Here is a 22199-nt window from a genome sequence, read left to right as displayed (position 1 = left end):
CCTCGGGTCAGGTGAAGGTGTCGCCGTCGGCCATCGTCACGGCGCTCGGCGCCGTGGGCCGCCAGGTCAGGGACTCCTGCGTGCCGAGATGTGCGCGCAGAACCGGCTGGGTGGCATACCACCCGATGAGCTCGGAGAGCTCGTCCGCCCGCAGCCACAGGTAGGCGACCGGGACGGCGACGCGACCGGCGAACGGCTGGTCGGTGACGTCGAGGGGCACGTCGACCGGGAAGGCCCGGTCACCTGTCGCGTCGGTCGCCCCGGCCAGGCCGTGTGCGAGGTCGTCGGGGGCGCCACGCACCGTCTCCCAGGGCACGCTCGCCGACCGCACGCCCCAGCGCAGCTCGACCGCGGTCGGCGTCAGGTAGACCCCGCCCGCCGAGGCGCGACCCAGGGCGAAGGGCGCCAGCCGGGCACAGGAGGCGAGCGTGGCGAGGCCGAAGACCACGGCTGCCCAGGGCACGGGCGCGGTGAGCACGACCATGAAGGCGCACCACGCCGTCACGAGGATCGCGTTGGTGAGCGGCGTCGCAAACGACCCGCGTGAGCGGAGGACGGCGGTCGAAGCGGCACCGGACGGCGCTGCCGCGAGGACGAGCCGTTCCGGGCGACGCACGCTCCACGACCAACGCGCGGCCGCCTCGACGACCCACACGACCGCGCCGCACGTGGCCATCGCGACGGTGCCGACGCCGAGTGCGCGCAGCCAGAGCGGCTCGTCCCGGGTCACGATGAGCAGTGCCACGAGCACGCCCGCGAAAGCGGCGACGAGGGCGAGCTCGGCGAGCACGAGCACCACGTAGGTGCCGGAACGCTCGCGGTCGAGCATCCGCCGGATGAGCACGGGACCGTAGCGGGCACCCCAGGCTCCGGCGGACGCGTACGACCCGATCACGTCGCGATGCTAGCCGCGAACGGGCCGTCGGTGCCCCGTCGCGTCCGGGTACGTCCAACTCGTCGAGCACCACGACCGAGAGGACCCGAGATGGACACCGCTGCCAAGGCCCAGGAGCTCCAGCGCCTGCACCGCGACCCCGAGCTGCTGCTCGTCGTCAACGTCTGGGACGTCATCACGGCCCGCGTCGTCGCCGACACCCCCGGCACGAAGGCGCTCGCCACGGCGAGCCACTCGATCGCAGCGTCCTACGGCTACCCCGACGGCGAGCAGATCCCGCGCGATCTCATGATCGAGGCCGTCGGCCGCATCGCCGCCGCCGTCGACCTGCCGGTCACGGCCGACCTCGAGGCCGGCTACGGCGACGCGGGCGAGACGGTGGCCCGCGCCATCGACGTCGGCATCGTCGGCGCCAACCTCGAGGACCAGATGAAGGCGCTGCCGGACGCCGTCCGGGCCGTCGAGGCTGCCGTCGCCGCCGGTGAGCGGGCCGGCATCCCCTTCGTCCTCAACGCCCGCACCGACGCCTACGTCAAGGCCGGCGACCGCGACCCGGCCGACGTGCTCACCGACGCCGTGGAGCGGGGCCGCGCCTATCTCGACGCCGGCGCCTCGACGTTCTTCGTCCCCGGCAAGCTCGACGAACCGACCGTGAGCCGGCTCGTCGAGGAGCTGGGGCCGCAGAAGCTCACCGTCATCGCCGTCCCGGGCTCCCTCGACCTCGCGACCCTGCAGCGCCTCGGCGTCGCCCGCGTGTCCTACGGGCCGTGGAGCCAGAACGTCGCCCTGACCGCTCTGGCCCGGCTCGCCGAGGACGTCTACGCCGGTGGCGTGCTGCCCGAGGGCACCCGCAAGCTCAACTGAGCCCGCTCAGCACCTCTCCCAGTAGCCGGGGGAGGACTGCTTGAGCGTGGCCGTGTAGAAGGTGTTGTCGAGCCCGAGGTTCTGGTTCGAGCCGAGGGCGTACGCGTAACCAGCCGACTGGTAGGCCCGCCCGGCCACGACGTGGTCGTAGTTGCTCGAGGTGATGCAGGTCGGCGGCAGCGTCGAGGTGGGCGAGGCGGTCGTCGTCGGGGGCGTGGAGGTCGCCGTCGTGTCGATACGTCGCCCGAGCCAAGGACGCCGGACCGTCGTGGGGCCCGGGACCATTGCGCCGCAACGGAGGAGGCGTCAGAGACGCTCAGCGTGCTCGCTGGGTGTGACGACGCCGCGGGTGTCGAGGAAGCGGCGCGACGCCCGCGCGAGCGCGTCCACGTCGTAGTCCCGGTGGCGCTGCAGCAGCACGACGAGGTCGGCGTCGGCGACGGCGGCCTCGAGGTGCGGCACCGAGACGGCGGCACCCCCGAGCTCGGGCTCCAGCTCGTCCCAGTGTTCGATGAGGGGGTCGTGGAACGACAGGCGTGCCCCCTGCTCGAGGAGGCGTCGGGCGACGGGGACGGCGGGCGACTCGCGCTGGTCGGCGATGTCGGCCTTGTACGTCACGCCGAGCAGCAGCACCTGCGCCCCGCGCAGCGCCTTGCCGTCCTCGTTGAGTGCGTCCTGCACCCGGCGCGCCACGTAGGCCGGCATCGAGGCGTTGATCTCCTGGGCGAGCTCGACGAAGCGGAAGGGGTAGCCGAGCCGCGTGCGCACGTTGTGCGAGAGGTAGTTCGGGTCGATCGGGATGCAGTGGCCGCCGACGCCCGGGCCCGGGTAGAACGCCTGGAAGCCGAAGGGTTTCGTCCGCGCTGCCGCGATGACCTCCCACAGGTCGATGTCGAGGTCGTGGCAGAAGCGCGCCATCTCGTTGACGAGCGCGATGTTGATGTGGCGGTAGGTGTTCTCGAGCAGCTTGGCCGTCTCGGCCTCGCGGGTGCCCCGTGTCGGCACGACGGTGTCGACGAAGCGTGAGTAGAAGGCGCAGGCCGCCTCAGTGCACGCGGGCGTGTGCCCGCCGACGACCTTCGGGGTGTTGCCGATGCCGTATGCCGTGTTGCCCGGGTCGACGCGCTCCGGCGAGAAGGCGAGGGCGAAGTCCACCCCGGCGCGCAGCCCCGACGTCTCGAGGATCGGGCGCACCACCTCGTCGGTCGTGCCCGGGTAGGTCGTCGACTCGAGGACGACGAGCGTGTCGCGGGTCAGGTGTCGGGAGAGGTCGGTCGTGGCCGCCCGGACGGCGGCGAGGTCGGGGCCGCCCTCGTCGCCCAACGGCGTCGGCACGCAGACGACGACCGCGCTGGTCTCGGCGAGGCAGGTCGGGTCGGTCGTCGGCTCGAAGCCGGCGCCCAGCATCTTCGTCACGTCCTCGTCGGTCAGGTCGTCGACGTGCGAGCGGCCGTTCGCGAGGGAGGCCACGACGACGGCGCTGGCGTCGAGACCGACGACGGACAGGCCCGCGCCGACCGCTGCCTGCGCGAGCGGGAGGCCGACGTAGCCGAGCCCCACGACGACGACGTCGTGGCGTCGGCGGTCAGACACGGACCAGTCGGGAGTCGCTGTCGGTCACAGCCTCCCGCGCGGACTCGATCGGGTCGAAGTCCGGGGCCCGGTGGCCGAGGCCGAGCAGCTCGGCGATGGCGGCGACCGACCGCTCGGCGGCCCGACCGTCGCCGTAGGGGTTCACGGCGTTCGCCATCGCGGCGTAGGCGCCGGCGTCGTCGAGCAGCTCCTCGACGGCGGCGCGGATCGTCGCGCCGTCGGTGCCGACGAGGCGGACCGTCCCGGCCTCGACGGCCTCGGGCCGCTCGGTCGTGTCGCGCATGACGAGCACCGGCTTGCCGAGGCTCGGGGCCTCCTCCTGCACGCCGCCCGAGTCGGTGAGGACGACGGTCGTGCCGGCGAGGGCGTGCGCGAACTGGTGGTAGTCGAGCGGCTCGGTGAGCAGCACGTTGTCGAGCGACCCGAGAAGCGGCTCGATGACGTCGCGGACGATCGGGTTGCGGTGCATCGGCAGGAGGACCTGCAGGTCGGGCCGGTCGAGCGCGAGGTCGCGGATCGCCGTCATCGTCTCGACCATCCGGGGACCCCACGACTCACGGCGGTGGGAGGTGACGAGGAGCAGGTCGCGCCCACCCGCCGCGTCCTCGACGGCCTCGGCCACCCGAGGGTCCACGAACTCGACGGGCTGGGCGGTCGTCCACTGGAGCGCGTCGATGACGGTGTTGCCGGTGACGGGCACGCGGCTCGCGTCGATCGACTCGCGCACGAGGTTCGCCCTGGACGTCGCCGTCGGGGCGAGGTGCAGGTCGGCGAGCGGCGCGGTGAGGCGCCGGTTGGCCTCCTCGGGGAAGGGCGAGCGCACGTCACCCGTGCGTAGGCCCGCCTCGAGGTGCACGACGGGGATGTGCTCGTAGAAGGCGGCCAGCCCCGTCGCGAGCACCGTCGTCGTGTCGCCCTGGACGACGACGACGTCGGGGCGGGTCTCCCGCAGCAGGGCCGAGGTGGCGAGGACCGTGCGGGCCGTGATCTCGGCGAGCGTCGCCCCCGGGGCCATGAGGTCGAGGTCGTGGGCCGGACGGATCCCGAAGAGCGCGTTGACCTGGTCGAGCATCTCGCGGTGCTGGCCGGTCACGGCCACGACCGGCTCGATGCGTTCGTCGGCCTCGAGGGCCGCCACGAGCGGGGCCATCTTGATCGCCTCGGGTCGGGTCCCGTAGACGGTCATGACGCGGTGTCGGGCCGTGGGCAGTGCAGTGCTCATGTCCTGATCTCCTTCAGCGCCAGAGGCCGCGGGTGTCGACGAGCTCGCGACCGCGGAGGTCGCCGAGGCTGATGGACCGGAAGGCGGCGTGGTCGACGAGGAGGACGACGACGTCCGCCTCGTCGATGGCCTGTCCGGTCGCGGCCAGCTCGACGTTCGGCAGGGCGGCCAGGGCCGGGGGCAATGCGCCGACGTGCGGCTCGACGGCGAGGACCCGGGTGCCGGGGAGCTCGGCGGCGAGGGTCTCGGTGATGAGCAGGGCCGGCGACTCGCGCAGGTCGTCGATGTCGGCCTTGAACGCGAGACCGAGGCAGGCCACCGTCGCGCCCTGCCCGTCCCCGCGGCCGGCGGCCACGAGCGCGTCGGACACCTTCCGGATGACGGTGCCCGGGCGGGCGTCGTTGGTCTCCCGGGCGGCTCGGATGATCCGCGCCTGCTCGGGGGCCGCCGACACGATGAACCACGGGTCGACGGCGATGCAGTGCCCGCCGACGCCGGGGCCGGGCTGGAGGATGTTGACCCGGGGGTGGTGGTTGGCCATCGAGATGACCTCCCAGACGTCGAGGCCGATGTGCTCGCAGATCTCGGCGAGCTCGTTGGCGAAGGCGATGTTGACGTCGCGGAACGCGTTCTCGGTCAGCTTGGACATCTCCGCGGACTTCGCGTCGGTGAGGATGATCTCGCCGGTGACGAAGAGCCGGTAGACCTCCGCGGCGCGCAGCGCGCACTCGGGCGAGAGACCGCCGACGATGCGGTCGTTGGAGAAGATCTCGACCATGATCCGGCCGGGAAGGACCCGCTCCGGGCAGTGTGCGAGGTGCACGTCCGAGATGCCGCCCAGGTGCGGCAGCTTGAGGTCGGGGCGCAGGTCCGAGATCCACTCGGAGATCAGCTCGGTCGTCCCGGGAGGCGACGTCGACTCGAGGATGACGACCTCCCCGCCACGGAGCATCGGCGCGATCGCCTCGGTCGCCGAGCGCACGTGCCGCAGGTCGGGCTCGTGGTCGCCCATGAACGGGGTCGGCACCGCGATGAGGTAGACGGACGCGTGCGGCATCGTCGTCGTCGCCGTGAGCAGGCCGTCCGCGACGGCCGAGGCGATCGCGACGTCGAGGTTCGGCTCGACGATGGGCACGCGTCCGGCGTTGATCTCCGAGACGGTGCGTTCGTTGACGTCGACGCCCGTGACCCGCAGTCCGTGGCGGGTGAGGGCGGCGCAGGTGGGCAGGCCGATGTAGCCGAGGCCGATGACGGCGATTCCGTCCTCGAACATGGTGGATCTCCCTGTGCTGTCAGTGCTGCTGGTGGGTGGCGGGGTGGGCGTAGGTGCTGGGTCGCTCGGCGATGTCACGGGGCTCGCCCGCGCCGCGGTGGCGCTGGGCGAGGTCGGTGACGTGGCGCACGAAGTCGCGGCCGATGACGTTCCAGTCGTGGTGCTCCCGGGCGTACGCGTGTCCGGCCCGTCCCAGGGCCGCGCGCCGCTCGGGGTCGCGCGCCAGCTCGATGAGGGCGGCGGCCGTGGCCTCGGCGTCGTCGAAGGGCACGACGACGCCGCAGCCGGATCGCTCGACGAGGTCGGCCGCGAGCGGCAGCGGCGTCGTGATGACCGGCAGGCCGTGGGCCATGTACTCGATGACCTTGGTCGGCATCGAGTGGCGGTAGTTCGGGCGGTCCTCGAGCAGCGACAGTCCGGCGAGCGCGCCGTCGAGCATCGGGAGGGCCCGCGCGCTCGGCACGAAGCCGTGGTGCACGACGTGGCCGCACTTGACGCCCCAGTCGAGGGTGTCGGCCGTGCGGGTGTCGCGGGCGCCGCCGATGATCTCGACCTTGACCTCGCCCCGGGTCGCGACCGTGAGCAGCCGCCCGGTCTGGAGCAGGGTCGCCGCGCCGCGGGCCATCGTCAGCGAGCCGAGGTAGACGGCGCGCGAGGCGCCGGGCGCCGTCGCCGTGGCCGGGACGCGCACCGTGTTGGGCACGACGACGTGCTCCCGCTCGAAGCGGTCGGCGTAGGCGTACTCGGCGAGGATCAACTCGTGCCGACGTTCCGCGTGCCRCTCGATGGCGCGGGCCGCGCTGGCGAGAGGGGAGCGGGCACGTGCCGGCACCCAGGACTTCGCCTCGATGGCGGCGGCGGTGTCCTCGTGGACGTCCCAGACGAGGTTGTCCAGACGCAGACCCGCTGCGGCAGCGACGATCTCGGGGTCGTGGACGAGCACGACGTCGTGGTCGCGAGCCTCGTGGGCCAGCAGCCGCCGGGCGGCCCGGAAGGCCTCGCCGCGCGAGCGCCCGGTGGCGTGCGGGAGGTCGACCGGGCGCAGGCCGGCCACGTCGGGGAGGTCGAGTCCGTGCGCGACGAAGGGGGCGGCATACGTGACCTGCACCCCGGCGTCGAGGAGGGCGCCGATCTCGCGGTGCCGGATGCGGGCGTCCTCGGGGTGGTGCACGACCGTGACGACGAGCGCGCGCAGGACCCCGTCGCGTCGCGGTGCGGGGTGAGGGCTCACGCCGGGGCCTTCCGGTGGGACTGCTCGTAGGCCCGGACGACCTCGTCCGTGGGGCCGTCCATGACGAGCCGTCCCTGCTCCATCCACAACACGCGGTCGCAGGACTCGCGGATCGCGGCGTTGCTGTGGCTGACGAGGAAGACGGTGCTCGCGTCGCGGCGGATCTCGGCGATGCGGTCGCGGCTGCGCGCCTGGAACTCCGCGTCCCCGGTCGCGAGGGCCTCGTCGATCATGAGGATGTCGGGGGCGGCCGCCGTCGAGATGGCGAAGCGCAGCCGCGCCCCCATGCCCGACGAGTAGGCGCTCATCGGCAGGTTGACGAAGTCCCCGATGCCGCTGAAGTCGACGATGTCGTCGTAGCGCTCACGGACCTGGCGGGGCGTCAGGCCGAGTGCGAGACCGCCGATCATGACGTTCTTCGCGCCGGTCAGGCCCGTGAGCAGCACGGCGTTGACGCCGAGGAGCGACGGTCGCCCGGAGGCCCAGACGCGTCCGTTCGTCGGGGGCATGAGCCCGGCGATGGCGCGCAGCAGCGTGCTCTTGCCCGACCCGTTGCGACCGATGATGCCGACGGCCTCGCCGTGGTTGACGACGAACGAGACGTCCTTGACGGCGTGCACCTTGCGGACCGAGCTGACCGGGTTCCGCTTCGTCAGCAGCCGCTCGACGAAAGGCAGCTCGCCGCCCGTGTCGGTGCCCTTCTGCTTGGCGCCGAAGACCGTGTAGACGATGTCGAGCCCCGAGCAGACGACGCTCGGTTTCGTCGTGTCAGCCACGTCAGTTGCTCCCATAGCGACCCTCCCCGCGCCAGAAGAAGACGATCCCCGTCACGCTGAGCGCGACGCCCCAGGCCGCGGCAGCGACCCAGCTGCCCCACGTCAGCGGGTACTGGTCCATCAGGGCCTCGCGCGCGGTCGTCATGCTGACGGCGAGCGGCTGGTAGAGCAGGAGCGCGCTGAGCAGGCCGAGTCCCGCGTAGTGCGGGATCGAGAAGAAGACGCCCGAGACGTAGCGGGCGAGACGCACGCCGACGGGCACGAGGTTGGCCGAGTCGCGGGCCGTGTTGACGACGCGGGCGAGGTAGAACGCGAGGCCGAGGTTGATGAGGCTCTGGAAGACGAGCGCGACGGGGAACAGCAGCCAATGCGGCGAGAACGGCTCTCCCGTCAGCGGGATCATGACCATGAGCACGGCGAACGCCGGGACGTTGACGAGGAACTGCGTCAGCGTCACCGAGATGGGCAGCACGGCCCGGGGGAAGCGCAATGCGCGCACCAGCCCGATCTGCCCGACGACGGCCCGCGATCCGGCGATGATGGCGCTCGCGGAGTAGCCGAAGACGAAGATGCCGATGGTGAGGAACGCGATGTAGTTCGACGTCCCGCCGCGCGTCTTGAGCAGCAGGCCGAAGATCAGGTAGTACGACCCGACGAGGAGCAGCGGGTTGAGCACCGCCCAGAGCTGGCCGAGGTAGTTGTTCTGGTTCGTCGCCCAGGCCTGCGCCGACGACAGGTGCCAGACGAGGTGGCGGTAGCTCCAGACCTCGCGGGCGTAGCCGACGAGACCGGGTCGGACGCCGAGCTCCTCCAGGCCGGCACTGCGCGCCAGCGCGGCCGCCTCCTCGGCGGTGAGCCGGACCGGCTCGGTCCGTGCCTCCGGCGCCTCGACGCTCTCCACCACGCTGCCGCTCCCGATCGTCATGGCGCCACCGCCTCCACCTGCTCGTAGACCTGTCCGTATGCAGCCGCGGCCACCGACCACGTCCGCTCCTTCGCGACGTGGTCGCGTCCGCTCGCCCCGAGCCGGTGCCGCCGGTCGGGGTCGGCGACGAGCTCGCCCAGCGCCTGCGCGAGCAGCTGCGGGTCCGCGCCCTCGACGACGAGTCCGCGGTCGGGGCCGACGAGCTCGCGCAGCGGCGGGAGGTCGGTGACGACGACGGGACGTCCGAGCGCCATCGCCTCGACGGGCTTGAGGGGCGGCACGAGGGTCGTGACCGGGGTGGCCCGGCGGGGGACGCAGAAGACGTCGATGGCCGCGTGGTGCTCGTGGGTGCGGCTGTGCGGCACCCGTCCGGTGAGGACGAAGCGCGTCCGCGTGCCCGACCGGCGCAGCTCGGCAGCGCGACGGGTGAGGCGTTCGTGGGCCGGACCGTCCCCGACGACGAGCACGACGAGCCGGGCGTCGTCGAGCAGGCCACCCGCGTCGAGGAGCACGTCGATGCCCTCGTACGCGTTGAGCGTCGACACCGTGCCGATGACGACGTCGGTGGGGCGGATGTCGAGGGCCTCACGCACGGGTCCGCCGTCGACGACGTCGGCRAGCAGGGCATCGGGGACGCAGTTGCCGACGACGTGGACCCTCGTCGGGTCCACGCCGCGCGCGACGACGTCCTCGCGCATGCTCTGCGACAGCGTGACGACGGCGTCGGCGAGCGAGAGGCAGCGCGTCTCCGTCCGGCGGGTCCACCGGTAGAAGTCGCTGTCGGCGTCGCCGCCGCGGGTACGCCACGTGTCCTCGAGGAACCCCCGGGCCTCGTAGACGACGGGCACCCCGAGGCGTCGGCCGGCGAGCAGGGCGGCTTGCGCGTTGACGTGCTTCGAGTGCGCGTGGACGACGTCGGCACCGACGGCGCGGGCGAGCGCGGCGACCGTGACGGCATACGCCTCCAGGTGCCGGTCCGGGAGGTCGAGACGGCGCCCGGCCGCGAGGTCACGGTGGTAGGGCACGCCTGCGAGCGTCGTGAACGGCGCCGCGCCGAGGTGTCCCTGGGCGACGGGGAAGCCCGGCGGGGTGCACACGTGCGCGTCGATCCCGGCGGCGCGCTGGGCGGCGACGAGGCCCTGCGTGCGCACCGTGTAGCCGGCCTGCACCTCGGGCAGCGAGTTCGTGACGACGTGGACGACGGAGGTGCGGGTCGCCGTGGCCGGAGCGCGGTGCGGGCCGTCGGTCGTCGTGGGTAGTCCGTCGAGGGCCGCGCCCGTCAGGACGGAGCGCTCGCCGGCCAGCCAGCGTCGGTGCGCTCTGGCGGCAGGGTTGCGCAGGCCGTCGAGGGCGCGCTGCGCACCGGTGACGTCACCGGCGGCGTGGGCGAGGTAGGCGGCGGAGGAGCCCGTCGTGGCCTGCGTGAAACCGCCTGTGGCGCCGTCGATCCCGGCCAGCTGGCCCGTCGCGGCCGCGGCCGCGAGGAGGTGCTGTGCCCGCCGGGGACCCGCGCCACGCAGCTCGTCCGCGAGACGGCGGCGAGCGAGCTCGCGCTGTCCGGAGGCCGCGGCGGCGATGACCGACAGCGGTCCGCGACTGCGCCGGCTCAGCTCGCGCTGCGCGCCGGCGGGGAGCACCCGGGCGCCGACCCACACCGCCTGCCACGGGTTGCGGGCGAGGTGGGAGCTGGCCACGCACGCGGCGACGGGGAGGTTGGCGACGAGCAGTGCCGTCGTGGTCGGGACGTCACCAACTGTTCGACTCCCCGTTGCATCGCGTGGACCGGGGGCGCCGAGCGCGGATGCCACACTGGCGCCGAGTCTGGAGGTCACGCACCGAACGTTGCAGTCCCACCCCCAACGGCGGACCGGCCCAGGCGGAACGTCAGTCGAACAGAGAGAGAAGTTTGTGGTGAACACGCGGCAGCGAGTGCTGTCCGACCTCGACCGGGCCCGCAGTGCAGCAGTGCGGGCGGCGCGGGATCCTCAAGCGCGACAAGCTCTTCCGCGCAAGGTGCGCAAGGAGGTCGAGCGCCGACTGCCCCGGGTGAGGTCGGCCCGGCTGCGTGTCGACGTGCCGCGCCCGGAGATGCCCAGCGGTCCCGTGGCGCGTCCGGAGGTCGTCGCGGCGGTGGTCCTCGACGACTTCTCGCAGCTCGCGCTCGGCTACGAGTGGACCCAGGTCTGCGTCACGCCGCAGGACTGGCGCGACCAGCTCGCGGCCCGGCCGGTCGACGTCCTCTTCGTCGAGTCGGCGTGGGCGGGCAACGGGGGCACGTGGCGCCTCGCCATGACGAGCGAGGCCGGACCGTCACCGGAGCTGCGCGCGCTCGTCGATCACTGCCGCTCGACGGGCGTCCCGACGGTCTTCTGGAACAAGGAGGACCCGCCCAACTACGACCTCTTCGTCGAGACGGCCCGCCTCTTCGACCACGTCTTCACCGTCGACGCGGGCCGCATCCCGGACTACGAGCGCGACCTCGGCCACACCCGGATCGGCCTGCTGCCCTTCGGTGCCCAACCACGCATCCACACGCCGGTGCGGCACGGCGCCGGCCGCACCCGTGAGGTCGCCTTCGCCGGGAGCTACTTCACCGACAAGCACGACGAGCGCCGGGCACAGATGGCCTACGTCCTCGAGCCCGCCCTGCCGCTCGGGCTCGAGGTCTTCTCCCGGCTCGCCGGTCGCGACCCGCGCTACCAGTTCCCGAGGACGTATGCCGGAGCGCTCGTCGGGAGCCTGCCGTACCGTCGCATGCTCGGTGCCTACACGGCCTACAAGGTCTTCCTCAACGTCAACTCCGTCACCGAGTCGCCGACGATGTGCGCCCGGCGGCTCTTCGAGCTGTCCGCCGCGCAGACGCCGGTGCTGTCCGGTCCGGCCGCCTCGGTCGAGCCCTTCTTCGGCGACACGGTCCGCGTCACCCGCAGCGCCGAGGAGACGACGCGCGAGCTGCGGGCCCTCCTCCAGCACGAGGACTACCGCGACCGGCTCGGGCTGCGCGCCCACCGCCGGGTGCTCGACGCCCACACCTACGGTCACCGCATCGACACCGTGCTGGCCGCCGTCGGTCTCGAGACGCCGGCCCGCGACCTCGGCGTCTCGGCGGTCGTCCCGACGATGCGTCCCGGCCAGGTCGACCACGTGCTGGGCTTCGTCGCGGCCCAGGCCCATGCTGAGACCGAGCTCGTCCTCGTCACGCACGGGTTCGAGGTGGGTGGCGAGGAGCTGCGTCGTCGCGCCGAGGCCGCCGGCCTCGACCCGACCCGCGTCGTCGTCGTCGCGCGTCCCTCCACCGACACCCTTGGCGCGTGCATGAACGCCGGCGTCGACGCCGCGTCCGGGCGCTACGTCGCCAAGATGGACGACGACAACGTCTACGCCGCGCACTACCTCCGCGACCTCGTCCGCGCCTTCGACTACACCGACGCGGCCGTCGTCGGGAAGTGGGCGCACTACGCGCACCTCACCGCGACGGGCGCGACCCTGCTGCGCTTCCCCGACGCCGAGCACCGCTACGTCGACCTCGTCCAGGGCGGCACCCTGCTCCTCGAGCGCGACCTCGCCGCGCGGCTGCGGTTCGAGGACCTCCCGCGGCGGGTCGACACGACGTTCCTCGACAAGGTGCGCGCCGAGGGCGGCCGCGTCTACTCGACGGACCGCTTCAACTTCGTGTCGGTGCGCGCGTCGACGCCGGACGGTCACACGTGGCCGATCTCGGACGTCGAGCTGCTCTCCCGCCGTGGGGTGCTCGCCTTCCACGGCGACCCCACCGTCCACGTCACCGTCTGAGGACCCACCATGAACGCACTCGCCCGTCGCCTCGTCGCGTCGTACTGCTTCCCGCCCTACAGCGACACCGCTGCGGTCGTCGCGGCCAAGCGCGTCCACGACCGCGGCGAGCCCGTCGACGTCATCTGCAACGCGATGGACTCGATCCGCCACCAGGACCCTGACCTCGTGCAGCTCTGCGGCGGCCTCGTCCGGCGCTTCGCCGCCGTGCCTTCACGCACGGCCTTCAGCTCATGGGGCTCCATCGTCGACTACCAGCAGCTCGGTCTCGAGACCTTCCTCCGCTGGGAGTCGCTACAGGGTGAGTACGAGTCCGTCTACAGCAGAGCACAGTTCGCGGCATCCCACTTCCTCGCGGTCGCGCTCAAGTCGGCGCGGCCCGGGCTGCACTGGGACGCCGAGTTCTCCGACCCGCTGTCGCACGACGTCCTCGGGCAGGTCCGTGTGGCACCGGCCCACGACGACCGCACCCTCGCGCGACTGCGGTCGGCGGTCGAGGCGGTCGGGTTCCGGCCACCCGCCGGCCTCAACGCCTTCGAGTGGTGCGAGGTCGCGGCGTTCGCCCTCGCGGACTCGGTGATGTTCACCAACACGCGCCAGCGCGACTTCATGCTCGAGAGCTGCCACGACCGCGAGCTCGCGGCCCGCGTCGAGCAGGTCGCCGTCGTGTCACCGCACCCCACGCCGCCGGCCGCGCTCTACGACGCGAAACCGTCGACGCACCAGCTGGACCCGGGCCGGCGGCACATCGGCTACTTCGGCAACTTCTACGCCAACCGCGGCGTCTCCGGGGTGCTCGACGCCCTGGCCCTGCTCCCTCGCGAGTCCCGCGAGCGCATCATGCTCCACGTCTACACGTCGAAGCCCGAGGAGCTGCACGACGTCGTCGTCGCGCGCGGGCTCACCGACTGCGTCCGCGTCGGGCCCTTCGTCGGCTACCTCGAGTTCCTCGCGCTGTCGCGCCGGATGGACTGCCTGCTCGTCAACGACGCGGTGAGCCCACCGGGGGCGCCGAACCCCTTCCTGCCGTCGAAGTGGAGCGACTACCGGGGCAGCGGCACCCAGGTGTGGGGCGTCGTCGAGGAGGGCAGCGCCCTCGACGAGCAGCCCCTGGACCACCGCTCGCCGATCGAGCACGTCAGCGCGGCGGTGCAGGTGCTCCGCCGGATCAGCGCTCTCCCAGCACGATCCGGCGCAGCCGCTCTGCCGAGTCCGTCCCGCTGAAGCGCTCGCGCACCGTGTCGACGGTGCGCCCGCTCGCGTCGTCCCACGTCCCGGAGCCGCTGACCCTGAGGATCCGCTGAGCGGCCTCGGCCGCGGTGGTCGACACCCAGTCGGCAGGGAAGAGGCTCGTGGCACCGCCGATGCCGGCATACACCGGCCAGTCGCGCACGACGGGGACGGCGCCGCTCGCGGCCATCTCGACGAGGCCGATGTGGAAGCCCTCGCGGCGGCTCGAGCTCACGGCCCAGCCGACCTCACGGAGGTGCTCGGGCAGCCGCGCCGTGTAGCCGACGAAGTCGACGCCGTCGGCGACGAGGGGGTCGCCCATCCGGGCGTGGAAGGCGCGAGCGGCCTCCCGCTCGACGGGGTTGGGGTCGTCGACGGCGAAGTCGGCGCCGATGAGCCGCAGCCGCCAGCGGGGGTCGTGCCGGCGCAACGCGGCGAGGACGTCGAGGGTCCACAGCGGGTCCTTGACCTGCTGCGCCCAGCCGACCATCCCGAGCGTCGTGCGAGCGGACTCGGTCTTGGGCAGGACGTAGCGCTCGACGTCGACGGGGTTGGCGACGACGTGCTGGCGTATGCCGTCCAGACGTCCTCCCAGCGCCGCCGCCGCCGCACGCCGCAGGTGGTCGCTCGGGAAGATCACGTCGTCGACCTTGTCCCACTCGGCGGTGTGCAGCCAGGCGCTCAAGGTGTCGACGCCGTGCAGGCGTACGACGACGCGCGTCCCCTCCGGCACGACCTGCGTCAGCCAGGTCAGGCCCTTGTCGGCCCAGTCGACGAAGACGACGTCGGCCGAGAGCGCCTCCGCGGTGGCGAGGTCGAGCGTCGGGGGGTGGCCGGTCGCGGCGAGCAGCCGCTCGCGCACCGTCACCGGGTCGACCCCGGTGTTGGCGAAACGCCTCTGCCGGGCCGAGAGGTCGAGCACCTCGACGTCGGCGCGGTCGTCGAGGCCGGCGACGACGGCCGCCGCGAACTTCGGGTAGGCGCCGGGCAGCACGGTGACGCAAGGGCGGTCGGTCTCCCTCGGCTGCTGCCGCGACAGCCGCGACACCCGCGGCGTCGGGCTGGCCGTGCGCCGGCCGAGCAGGCGGCCGACCTCGGTCTCCCTGAGGGGAGCGAGGAAGGCGTCGGGCTCGGACACGATGGCCGAGCGCGTCTCGGCCGTGTGCAGGCGCCGTGTGAAGAGCAGGTCGAGAGCGACCGTCGTGAGGAAGGCGGCGCGGTCGAGGTCGCCGTCGGCCAGCGCGTCGTCGGTGTGACGCAGCGTCACACGGGCGGCGTCGACGACGTCGACGGTCGACGGGTCGACGCCGGTGAGGACGGCGTGAAGTGCCTGGAGAGCGGGGTGGGCGAGCGCGCCGAAGAGGGCCTCCCGGTCGTCGAGCAGGGCGGTGGCGGCCTCGAGCCTACCGGCGCGGAGCAGCCGGTAGGCCACCATCGTCCACAGCTCCGGGTCGAGCTCGCCGCGGGTGCGTGCGGCCTCGCCGCGCAGCAGCCGCGAGGCCGCGCGGACGGCGTGCGCGTCGGCGAGCGACCCGCGCAGCTGGCTGGCGGCCGTGCGCAGCACGAGGTCGGCGAGCTCGGGCGCGCCGACGGTGGGGCTGTCGTCGCCCCACGCGCGCAGCAGGGTCGAGCCGGCGCGGTCGAGGACGAGCCGCGTCCCCGGCTCGGCGAGCAGCGTGGCGGCGCGGGTGTCGACCCGGCCGAAGGCGGGTGCGGCCAGCCGGGCGGGCACGAGCTCGGGGAGCGCGCGCCGACCGAGGCGCAGGCCCTCCTGCGAGGCCCGCAGCGCGATCCGGCGGCGGCGGGGCGCACCGGCGGTGACCCGGGCCTCGATCCAGCCGAGGGAGGCGGGAAGCACCTCGACCCGATGCGTCTCTGGGAGCCTGCGCAAGCTCTGCTTGAGCCGACCTCGGTAGTGCAGGACGCGGATGCCGTGCCCGCTGCGGGCGAGGAAGCCGAGCATCCGCGCGTGCTCGTTGACGGACCCGGCGCTGCCCGCGACGACGACGAGCGACCGGGCGCCGGACGGAGGAGTGTGGAAGAGGCCGAAGCCGTCGGCGGTCCCGTCGACGTGGGCCGGTCCGAGCGAGGTGATGCCCCGGATGCCGGCGTCGCGGAGAGCGGCCTCGACGTGGGCGTGCCCGCCGGGGTGGAGGTCGCTCATCTGCCGCAGGTCGGCGACCTCGGCGGCCGCGAGGGCGTTCGTGACCGGGGTGCGGTCGGCCGGGTCGGCCTGCGTCCCGGCCGTCAGGGCCGTGAGGACCGACAGGTGCGCCCGGACGGCTGCGTCGGGGTCTACGGCGTCGGCAGCGTCGGGCCGGTCCCCGGGCGCGTCGGCGGGACCAGGCGTCAGGTCGAGCTCGGCGAACTGACGGTCGAACCGGCTGAGCAGCTGCCCGTGGAGCACCGTGTCCTCGCTGCCGCACAGCCCCTCGACGAACGGGGTGTCGACGAGCCACCGGGTCGGGTAGAGCCTGCCGCGCCGCCCGCGCAGGCTCTCAGCCGCGAGGTGCGGCGCGACGTGGCGCGGGGCGTCGTCGCCCGCCGGCGTCGTGCTGACGACGATGCGCTCGGGGTGGCGGACGGCATACAACGTCTCGAGGTGCGTCGGCGCGACGGCGTCGGTCCCGTCGACGAACGTCGTCCACGGGGCGCGCGCGAGCCCGACCCCGACGTTGCGGGCGGCGCCCGGGGAGCCTGCGACGGCGTCGACGAGCTCGACCTCGTGGCCCGCCAACGGTCCCCGCGCCACGCGCTCGACGGTGTCCCGGGCGCTCGACCCCGGGCCGTGGAGCACGACGACGACCTCGAACCGGTCGGCCGGGAGGGTCTGGGCCGCCAGCGCACCGAGGCACGCGGCCACCCGGTCGCAGGAGCCGTGGGCGGACACGACGACGGAGAGGTCACGCACCCGGCGAAGGTAGTCGGGAGATGTGAATAGGCTGGACGGGCGCGCGACCGCGCAGGTGAACGACCGGTGATCAGGAGGTGGCGTGCCCGAGGGAGACACCGTGTGGCGCACCGCCACCCGCCTCGACCAGGCCCTCGCCGGCCGCGAGATCGTCGAGTCCGACCTGCGCTGGCCGGGGGAGATCGCCACGGCTGACCTCACCGGCCGCACGACCCTCGAGGTCGTCAGCCGGGGCAAGCACGTGCTGCACCGCGTCGAGGGCGGTCTCACCCTCCACTCGCACCTGCGGATGGAGGGCCAGTGGCGCGTCGAGGCGACACCGGGGCTTCCTGCCCGGTGGCGGCGCAACCCGCAGCTGCGGGCCCTCGTCGCGGCGCCCGACTGGACCGCCCTCGGGCTGCGGCTCGGCATGCTCGACCTCGTGCCGAYGGCGCACGAGGGCGACCTCGTCGGCCACCTCGGGCCCGACGTGCTCGGCCCGGACTGGGACCTCGCCCGTGCCGTCGACAACGTCGCGGGCGCGCGGGTGCCCGTCGGGCAGGCCCTGCTCGACCAGCGCAACCTCGCGGGCGTCGGCACCATGTGGTGCGCCGAGACGCTCTTCCTCGAGCGGGTGCCGCCGTGGAGCCGCGCCGACGAGCTCGGGCGCGAGACGGTCGAGCGGGTCGTGGCCCGYGCCCACCGCCTCATCGACAACGGCCGGCGCCATGCGGTGCAGTCGAGCACGGGCAGCCAGCGCCTCGACGAGGCGCACTACGTCCACGCGCGCAGCGGCCGGCCCTGCCGGCGCTGCGGTGCAACCGTGCGGGTCGCGATGATCGGCGAGCCCACCCGTGAACGCACGATGTTCTACTGCCCCGGCTGCCAGGGCGGCCTGGGACCGACCGACAACGGCCGGACCCAGGCACCCCTTGGCTCGAACCGGGGAGCGGCCCGGTCGCGACGCTCGTACTGAAAGCAACCGCGGATGTCGGTCCGCGGTCCTACCGTGAGGGATCCGCTTCACCCAGAGAGGAGCACGGCCATGGCATCCCGCCTCAACCCCTACATCAGTTTCAAGGACGACGCCCGAGCGGCGATGGAGTTCTACCGGTCCGTCTTCGGCGGCGAGCTCGTCGTCTCGACGTTCGGCGAGTTCGGTGACAACGGTCCCAGCGCCGACAACGTCATGCACGCCCAGCTGGAGACGCCGAGCGGCTACACGATCATGGCGTCCGACACCCCCGAGCAGATGCCCTACCAGCCGGGCACCAACATCTCCGTCAGCCTGAGCGGCGACGACACCGACGAGCTGCACGGCTACTGGGACAAGCTCGCCGACGGTGGCTCCGTCATGATGCCCCTCGAGAAGCAGGCGTGGGGCGACGAGTTCGGCATGGTGACCGACCGGTTCGGCATCGGCTGGATGGTCAACATCGGCAGCGGCATGTCGGACGACGCGCCGACGGGGTGAGCGCCGAGGCGTTCCGGTCGGGCCTCAGTCCCGACCGGCACCGCCGTAGTGGCGCGCCAGCTGACGGATGAGCTCGTCCGGGCCGATGAGGCTCGAGTGCGTGCCCGCGGTACCGCACGCCCACGACCCCGCCACGGTCCCGGCCCGGGCCGCCGCGCGAGCGTCACCGCCGGCGAGCCACGCGTGCAGGAAGGCCGAGACGTAGGCGTCGCCGGCGCCGTTCGAGTCCACCGCCAAGCGACCGTCGATGTCGACGGCGGCCACCGCGAACGAGCCACCCTCGCGCACCGTCACCCGGCTGCCCCGGGCGCCGTCCATGACGACGACGAGCCGGGCGCGGCCGCGGTCGAGCACGTCGGCGACGACGTCGTCCTCGACCCCGTCCAGACGCGAGCCCGACACGAAGACGAGGTCGGCGGCATACGCGAACGGGCGGTGGTGGGGGTTGCGCCCGTCCCAGTCGTGCAGGTCGGTCGACGTCGTGGCCCCGGCGGCCGTGGCGTCCTCGAGGGCGCCGACGGCCCACGGCATGATCGAGGCGTGCACGTGCCGTGACTGCTCGAGCGGACTGCGCCAGAGCGCCGGGTCGGGCGCGAGGTCGTAGGGGTGGCGCGGGTCGTAGAAGGACATCCGGCGGCCCGTGGCGTCGACGAGGTTGACGGCCCGACGGGTGCCGCTCGCGTCGACGACATGATCGAAGGCGAGCCCCTCGGCCGCGAACCGGTCGAGGAGCATCCGGCCCTCGTGGTCGTCGCCGATGACGTCGACGAATCGCGTGGCGAGGCCGAGGCGGTGGCAGCCGAGCGCGACGCCGCAGCCCGTGTGCCCGACGACGGTGTCGATGGGCGGGACGACGTGGGAGTCGGAGAAGGGAACGGGCAGGGCATCGACGCGCACGATGGTGTCGACGCCGGCACCGCCGACGACGAGGACGTCAGTCTTCACGGCCTCATTGTGCACGGCCGGACGCGGTCAGGGACGCGTGACGCTGAGCAGACCGAGGCACATCTCGTCGGTCGTGCCCTCGCCCCAGACGACGTAGCGCTCGGGCAGCCCCTGGAGGTCGGGCAGCTTGTCGCGCCAGGCCTGGTCGTGGGTGCAGCTGACCCGGATCGAGTCACCGGGCCGGATCGCCGTCGCCGGGATCGGGACCGAGCCCTGGTTGTCGAAGTCCCAGGCCAAGATGTCGAGCAGCGTCTTCGCGCGGGCGGTGCCGGGGTTGAGGTCGATGCGCAGGGACGAGCCGAGCAGGTGCATGTGGCCGGCAACGGCGCGGATCGTCGCGGCCTGCTCGACGCTGCGCGTGCAGGACTGGGTGGCGCCGGGGGTCGGGATGAGCGTGCCGTTGCAGACGAGCAGCAGGCCGTTGACGATGCGCGACGACATGGCGCCGAAGCGTTCGGTCACGTCGGCGACTGCCGCGTTGCGATCGCACAGCGGTCCCGACTTTCCTGCGCGACAAGGCAGCTCGACGGGCGCGGGGTAGAGCATCGTCTCGAGGGGCTTGAGCTTCGACGAGGACGAGAGACGCAGCTTCACGGAGGTGCGGTCGGGCGTCACGCCGTGCCGGAGGTTGTAGTGCACCTGCATGACGAGCAGGGAGCCGCGCTGCAGGGGGATGCCGACGTCGGCCGGTAGGACGTTCTCGCGACCACCCGGTGCCCAGGCTCCGACCCACGGGGCGTCGTCGAGGCTCGCGCCGCGCGACCCGAGCCCGGTGCCGCCGAAGCAGGTCCAGCCCCTGCCGCCGGACTCGGCGTCGCGGGCGCGGGCCGCAGCGGCCGCCGACGGTGGCACGCGGAAGAGGATGACGTGGTGCACCTCCTGCGGCTGGCCCGGGGCGATGTCGAAGCCGGTGACGAACGCGTCGCGCGTCACCCCGGGGTCGAGGACGAAGCACCGATAGTCGTCGGTGCCGGTCGTCGGCGCCTTCGGCGTGTAGGAGACCGGCGACGTCACCGTCCGCATCGACTCACCGGCCCGCAGCGCGGCCGGCTTGGCGGGAGCGACGGGCTTCGCCGCGTGACCCGTGGCAGCCGTCGCCGGGTGGTCGGTGGCGCCCGCCGTGTGCCCGGTCGCGTGCCCCTCGAGCCGGGCCTGGGCGGTCGGGTTGGGCGTGCCGCAGCCCGCGACGAGCAGGACGACGGCCGCGACGGCCGCCGCGACGGTAGCCCCTACCGCGGTCCGGCCGCGTCGAGTCCTCATCCTGTCAGTCTAGGAACGAGGCCGTCCTGCGGAGCGGTTGTCGAGCGTTCGGTCCCTCAGGACTGCTCGGGCGCGCGGCTCACCGGGATGCGGCGGACGTCCGGGGCGCTGAGGCGCTCGGCGTTGGCCTCGGAGTCGGCGAGCTCCTTCTGCGACTCGAGCTCGGCCTCGACCCTGGCGATGTAACCGGACACTTCGGCCTCGACCCGCTCGGGATCCCATCCGAGCACCGGCGCGACGATCTCGGCCACGGCGCGGGCGCTGTCGGCGCCGCGGCTCGAGGTCTCGATGGAGATGCGGGTGCGCCGGGCCAGCACGTCGTCGAGGTGCAGCGCGCCCTCGTGCGTGGCGGCATACAGCGCCTCGACCCGGAGGTACTCCTCCGCCCCGGGGAGCGGCTCGTAGAGCGAGCGGTCGTCCTCCGCGAGGGCGAAGAGCTCGTGGACGAGCGATCCGTAGCGCTCGAGCAGGTGCGTGATGCGCCAGACCGGGAGGTCCTGGTGGCGCGCGAGGCGGTCGATCTGGTTGACGAGGGCGACGTAGCCCTCGGCGCCCGACAGCGGGATGAACTCGGTGACGCTGTCGGAGACGTCGCCGCCGATGTCCTCGCGTGCGGCGTCGACGGCATCTGCCGCCATGACGCGGTAGGTCGTGTACTTGCCGCCGGCGATGGAGACGAGCCCGGGCTGCGGGCGGGCCACGGCGTGCTCGCGGGAGAGCTGGCTCGTGTCCTCGCTCTCGCCGGAGAGGAGGGGGCGCAGGCCGGCGTAGACGCCCTGGATGTCCTCGTGGGTCAACGGCACCTTGAGCACGGTGTTGATGTGCTCGAGGATGTAGTCGATGTCGGCGCGCGTCGCTGCCGGGTGGGCGAGGTCGAGCTCCCAGTCGGTGTCGGTCGTGCCGATGATCCAGTGCGTGCCCCACGGGATGACGAAGAGGACCGACTTCTCGGTGCGCAGGATGAGGCCCGACTCGGAGTTGATCCGGTCGCGGGCGACGACGATGTGCACCCCCTTGCTCGCGCGGACGTGGAAGCGGCCGCGGCCACCCGCCATGGTCTGGATGTCGTCGGTCCACACGCCGGTGCAGTTGATGACCACGGAGGCCCGGACCTCGGTGCGCTCGCCCGTCTCGACGTCCTCGACGAGGGCGCCGACGACCCGCTCGCCCGCACGCAGCAGCTCGACGACGCGGGCCGAGGCGACGACGGTGGCGCCGTAGGCGGCCGCGGTGCGGACGGTCGTCAGCGTGTGGCGGGCGTCGTCGGCCTGGGCGTCGTAGTAGAGCAGCCCACCGGTGAGGGCGTCGCGCTTGAGGGCCGGGGCCAGCTTGAGCGCTCCGGTGCGGGTGAGCTGCTTGTGGCGCGGGACCGAGCGCGCGCCGCCCATCGAGTCGTAGAGGGTCAGGCCCGCGGTGACGTAGGGGCGCTCCCAGCCGCGGCTGGTCAGCGGGTAGAGGAAGGAGACCGGCTTGACGAGGTGTGGTGCGATGCGGCTCAGCATGAGCTCGCGCTCCTTGAGCGCCTCGCGGACGAGGTCGAAGTTCATCTGCTCGAGGTAGCGCAGGCCGCCGTGGAAGAGCTTGGACGACCGCGACGAGGTGCCGGAGGCGAAGTCGCGCTGCTCGACGAGTGCCGTCGAGAGACCGCGGGTGGCCGCGTCGAGGGCCACGCCGCCGCCGGTCACGCCGCCACCGACGACGAGCACGTCGAACTGCTTCGTGGCGAGGCGCTTCCACGCCCGCGCCCGGTAGTCCGTGTCCAGCCGCACTGGGCTCGTCATCGGTTCCCCTTCACGTCGGTGCCGAGAACGACACTCTAACGACCGGGC

The 22199-nt window shown here is 73.1% G+C and carries 18 protein-coding genes; 5 read left to right on the top strand and 13 right to left on the bottom strand.

The genetic code is table 11. The features are described 5' to 3' along the window. Positions 1–7 precede the first annotated feature (7 nt). Positions 8–895, bottom strand: coding sequence for a hypothetical protein (locus AB4Y83_RS17625; protein ID WP_442297661.1), 888 nt, complete (start codon positions 893–895; stop codon positions 8–10). 90 nt (positions 896–985) lie between these two features. On the opposite strand from AB4Y83_RS17625, the gene AB4Y83_RS17620 reads away from it, so the two are divergent. Beyond that, positions 986–1759 carry an isocitrate lyase/PEP mutase family protein gene (locus tag AB4Y83_RS17620; RefSeq protein ID WP_442276739.1) on the top strand — a complete coding sequence of 258 codons (774 nt, stop codon included), beginning with the start codon at positions 986–988 and terminating at the stop codon, positions 1757–1759. A gap of 6 nt (positions 1760–1765) precedes the next feature. Here AB4Y83_RS17620 and AB4Y83_RS17615 read toward each other — a convergent pair whose 3' ends face one another. Genes AB4Y83_RS17615 through AB4Y83_RS17580 form a run of 8 tightly spaced genes read right to left on the bottom strand, consistent with a single transcriptional unit; the run spans position 1766 to position 10611 of the window. After that, entirely contained in the window at positions 1766–2044 is a 279-nt protein-coding gene (locus AB4Y83_RS17615) for a hypothetical protein (protein ID WP_442297660.1), read from the bottom strand. 21 nt (positions 2045–2065) lie between these two features. After that, complete coding sequence (locus tag AB4Y83_RS17610; protein ID WP_442297659.1) at positions 2066–3352, bottom strand: nucleotide sugar dehydrogenase; 1287 nt, start codon at positions 3350–3352, stop codon at positions 2066–2068. Further along, positions 3345–4574 (bottom strand): non-hydrolyzing UDP-N-acetylglucosamine 2-epimerase, encoded by a 1230-nt coding sequence (gene wecB / locus AB4Y83_RS17605; protein ID WP_442297658.1) that lies wholly within the window; start codon positions 4572–4574, stop codon positions 3345–3347. Before wecB ends, AB4Y83_RS17610 begins: the two co-directional genes overlap by 8 nt. A gap of 13 nt (positions 4575–4587) precedes the next feature. After that, positions 4588–5847, bottom strand: coding sequence for a UDP-N-acetyl-D-mannosamine dehydrogenase (wecC, locus tag AB4Y83_RS17600; protein WP_442276736.1), 1260 nt, complete (start codon positions 5845–5847; stop codon positions 4588–4590). Between the two features lie 19 nt (positions 5848–5866). Next, positions 5867–7078, bottom strand: coding sequence for a glycosyltransferase (locus tag AB4Y83_RS17595; protein WP_442297657.1), 1212 nt, complete (start codon positions 7076–7078; stop codon positions 5867–5869). Beyond that, a complete protein-coding gene (locus tag AB4Y83_RS17590; RefSeq protein WP_442276734.1) occupies positions 7075–7854 on the bottom strand; it encodes an ABC transporter ATP-binding protein in 780 nt (259 codons plus the stop codon). The genes AB4Y83_RS17595 and AB4Y83_RS17590 overlap by 4 nt, the downstream gene beginning before the upstream one ends. A gap of 1 nt (position 7855) precedes the next feature. Next, complete coding sequence (locus AB4Y83_RS17585) at positions 7856–8779, bottom strand: ABC transporter permease (RefSeq protein WP_442297656.1); 924 nt, start codon at positions 8777–8779, stop codon at positions 7856–7858. Then, on the bottom strand, positions 8776–10611 hold the full coding sequence (locus tag AB4Y83_RS17580) for a glycosyltransferase family 4 protein (RefSeq protein ID WP_442297655.1): 1836 nt from the start codon (positions 10609–10611) through the stop codon (positions 8776–8778). Before AB4Y83_RS17580 ends, AB4Y83_RS17585 begins: the two co-directional genes overlap by 4 nt. Positions 10612–10690: 79 nt before the next feature. Between AB4Y83_RS17580 and AB4Y83_RS17575 the strand changes: the two genes are divergently transcribed. Together AB4Y83_RS17575 and AB4Y83_RS17570 are read left to right on the top strand one after the other, a co-directional pair. After that, positions 10691–12571, top strand: coding sequence for a glycosyltransferase family protein (locus tag AB4Y83_RS17575; protein WP_442297654.1), 1881 nt, complete (start codon positions 10691–10693; stop codon positions 12569–12571). Positions 12572–12580: 9 nt separating this feature from the next. Continuing rightward, positions 12581–13795 carry a hypothetical protein gene (locus tag AB4Y83_RS17570; protein ID WP_442297653.1) on the top strand — a complete coding sequence of 405 codons (1215 nt, stop codon included), beginning with the start codon at positions 12581–12583 and terminating at the stop codon, positions 13793–13795. Here the strand turns inward: AB4Y83_RS17570 and AB4Y83_RS17565 are convergent. Next, entirely contained in the window at positions 13740–16712 is a 2973-nt protein-coding gene (locus tag AB4Y83_RS17565) for a glycosyltransferase (RefSeq protein WP_442297652.1), read from the bottom strand. The two genes, AB4Y83_RS17570 and AB4Y83_RS17565, sit on opposite strands and share 56 nt — an antisense overlap. A gap of 82 nt (positions 16713–16794) precedes the next feature. On the opposite strand from AB4Y83_RS17565, the gene AB4Y83_RS17560 reads away from it, so the two are divergent. Beyond that, positions 16795–17667, top strand: a complete 873-nt coding sequence (locus AB4Y83_RS17560; RefSeq protein WP_442297651.1) for a DNA-formamidopyrimidine glycosylase family protein — start codon at positions 16795–16797, stop codon at positions 17665–17667. A gap of 69 nt (positions 17668–17736) precedes the next feature. Beyond that, entirely contained in the window at positions 17737–18165 is a 429-nt protein-coding gene (locus AB4Y83_RS17555) for a VOC family protein (RefSeq protein WP_442297650.1), read from the top strand. A 24-nt stretch (positions 18166–18189) separates the two neighbouring features. On the opposite strand, the gene AB4Y83_RS17550 is transcribed toward AB4Y83_RS17555, so the two are convergent. From AB4Y83_RS17550 to AB4Y83_RS17540, 3 genes are read right to left on the bottom strand one after another with little or no spacing between them, the layout of a single operon-like run. Further along, positions 18190–19110 carry a carbohydrate kinase family protein gene (locus tag AB4Y83_RS17550; RefSeq protein ID WP_442297649.1) on the bottom strand — a complete coding sequence of 307 codons (921 nt, stop codon included), beginning with the start codon at positions 19108–19110 and terminating at the stop codon, positions 18190–18192. 27 nt (positions 19111–19137) lie between these two features. Then, complete coding sequence (locus AB4Y83_RS17545) at positions 19138–20370, bottom strand: hypothetical protein (protein WP_442297648.1); 1233 nt, start codon at positions 20368–20370, stop codon at positions 19138–19140. Between the two features lie 56 nt (positions 20371–20426). Next, positions 20427–22151, bottom strand: a complete 1725-nt coding sequence (locus AB4Y83_RS17540) for a glycerol-3-phosphate dehydrogenase/oxidase (RefSeq protein ID WP_442297647.1) — start codon at positions 22149–22151, stop codon at positions 20427–20429. Between the last annotated feature and the right edge of the window lie 48 nt (positions 22152–22199).

The organism is Terrabacter sp. RAF57, from assembly GCF_052113925.1.
Lineage (GTDB): Bacteria > Actinomycetota > Actinomycetes > Actinomycetales > Dermatophilaceae > Terrabacter.
Note: the sequence above shows the minus strand (reverse complement) of the source record. Positions and strands in the feature narration are given on the sequence as shown.

What these genes read in the sequence shown, in the direction of transcription:
- AB4Y83_RS17620 (WP_442276739.1), top strand. Translation starts at nt 986, where the DNA reads ATGGACACCGCTGCCAAGGCCCAGGAGCTCCAGCGCCTGCACCGCGAC.
- AB4Y83_RS17615 (WP_442297660.1), bottom strand. Translation starts at nt 2,044, where the DNA reads ATGGTCCCGGGCCCCACGACGGTCCGGCGTCCTTGGCTCGGGCGACGT.
- wecB (WP_442297658.1), bottom strand. Translation starts at nt 4,574, where the DNA reads ATGAGCACTGCACTGCCCACGGCCCGACACCGCGTCATGACCGTCTAC.
- wecC (WP_442276736.1), bottom strand. Translation starts at nt 5,847, where the DNA reads ATGTTCGAGGACGGAATCGCCGTCATCGGCCTCGGCTACATCGGCCTG.
- AB4Y83_RS17585 (WP_442297656.1), bottom strand. Translation starts at nt 8,779, where the DNA reads ATGACGATCGGGAGCGGCAGCGTGGTGGAGAGCGTCGAGGCGCCGGAG.
- AB4Y83_RS17570 (WP_442297653.1), top strand. Translation starts at nt 12,581, where the DNA reads ATGAACGCACTCGCCCGTCGCCTCGTCGCGTCGTACTGCTTCCCGCCC.
- AB4Y83_RS17555 (WP_442297650.1), top strand. Translation starts at nt 17,737, where the DNA reads ATGGCATCCCGCCTCAACCCCTACATCAGTTTCAAGGACGACGCCCGA.
- AB4Y83_RS17545 (WP_442297648.1), bottom strand. Translation starts at nt 20,370, where the DNA reads ATGAGGACTCGACGCGGCCGGACCGCGGTAGGGGCTACCGTCGCGGCG.
- AB4Y83_RS17540 (WP_442297647.1), bottom strand. Translation starts at nt 22,151, where the DNA reads ATGACGAGCCCAGTGCGGCTGGACACGGACTACCGGGCGCGGGCGTGG.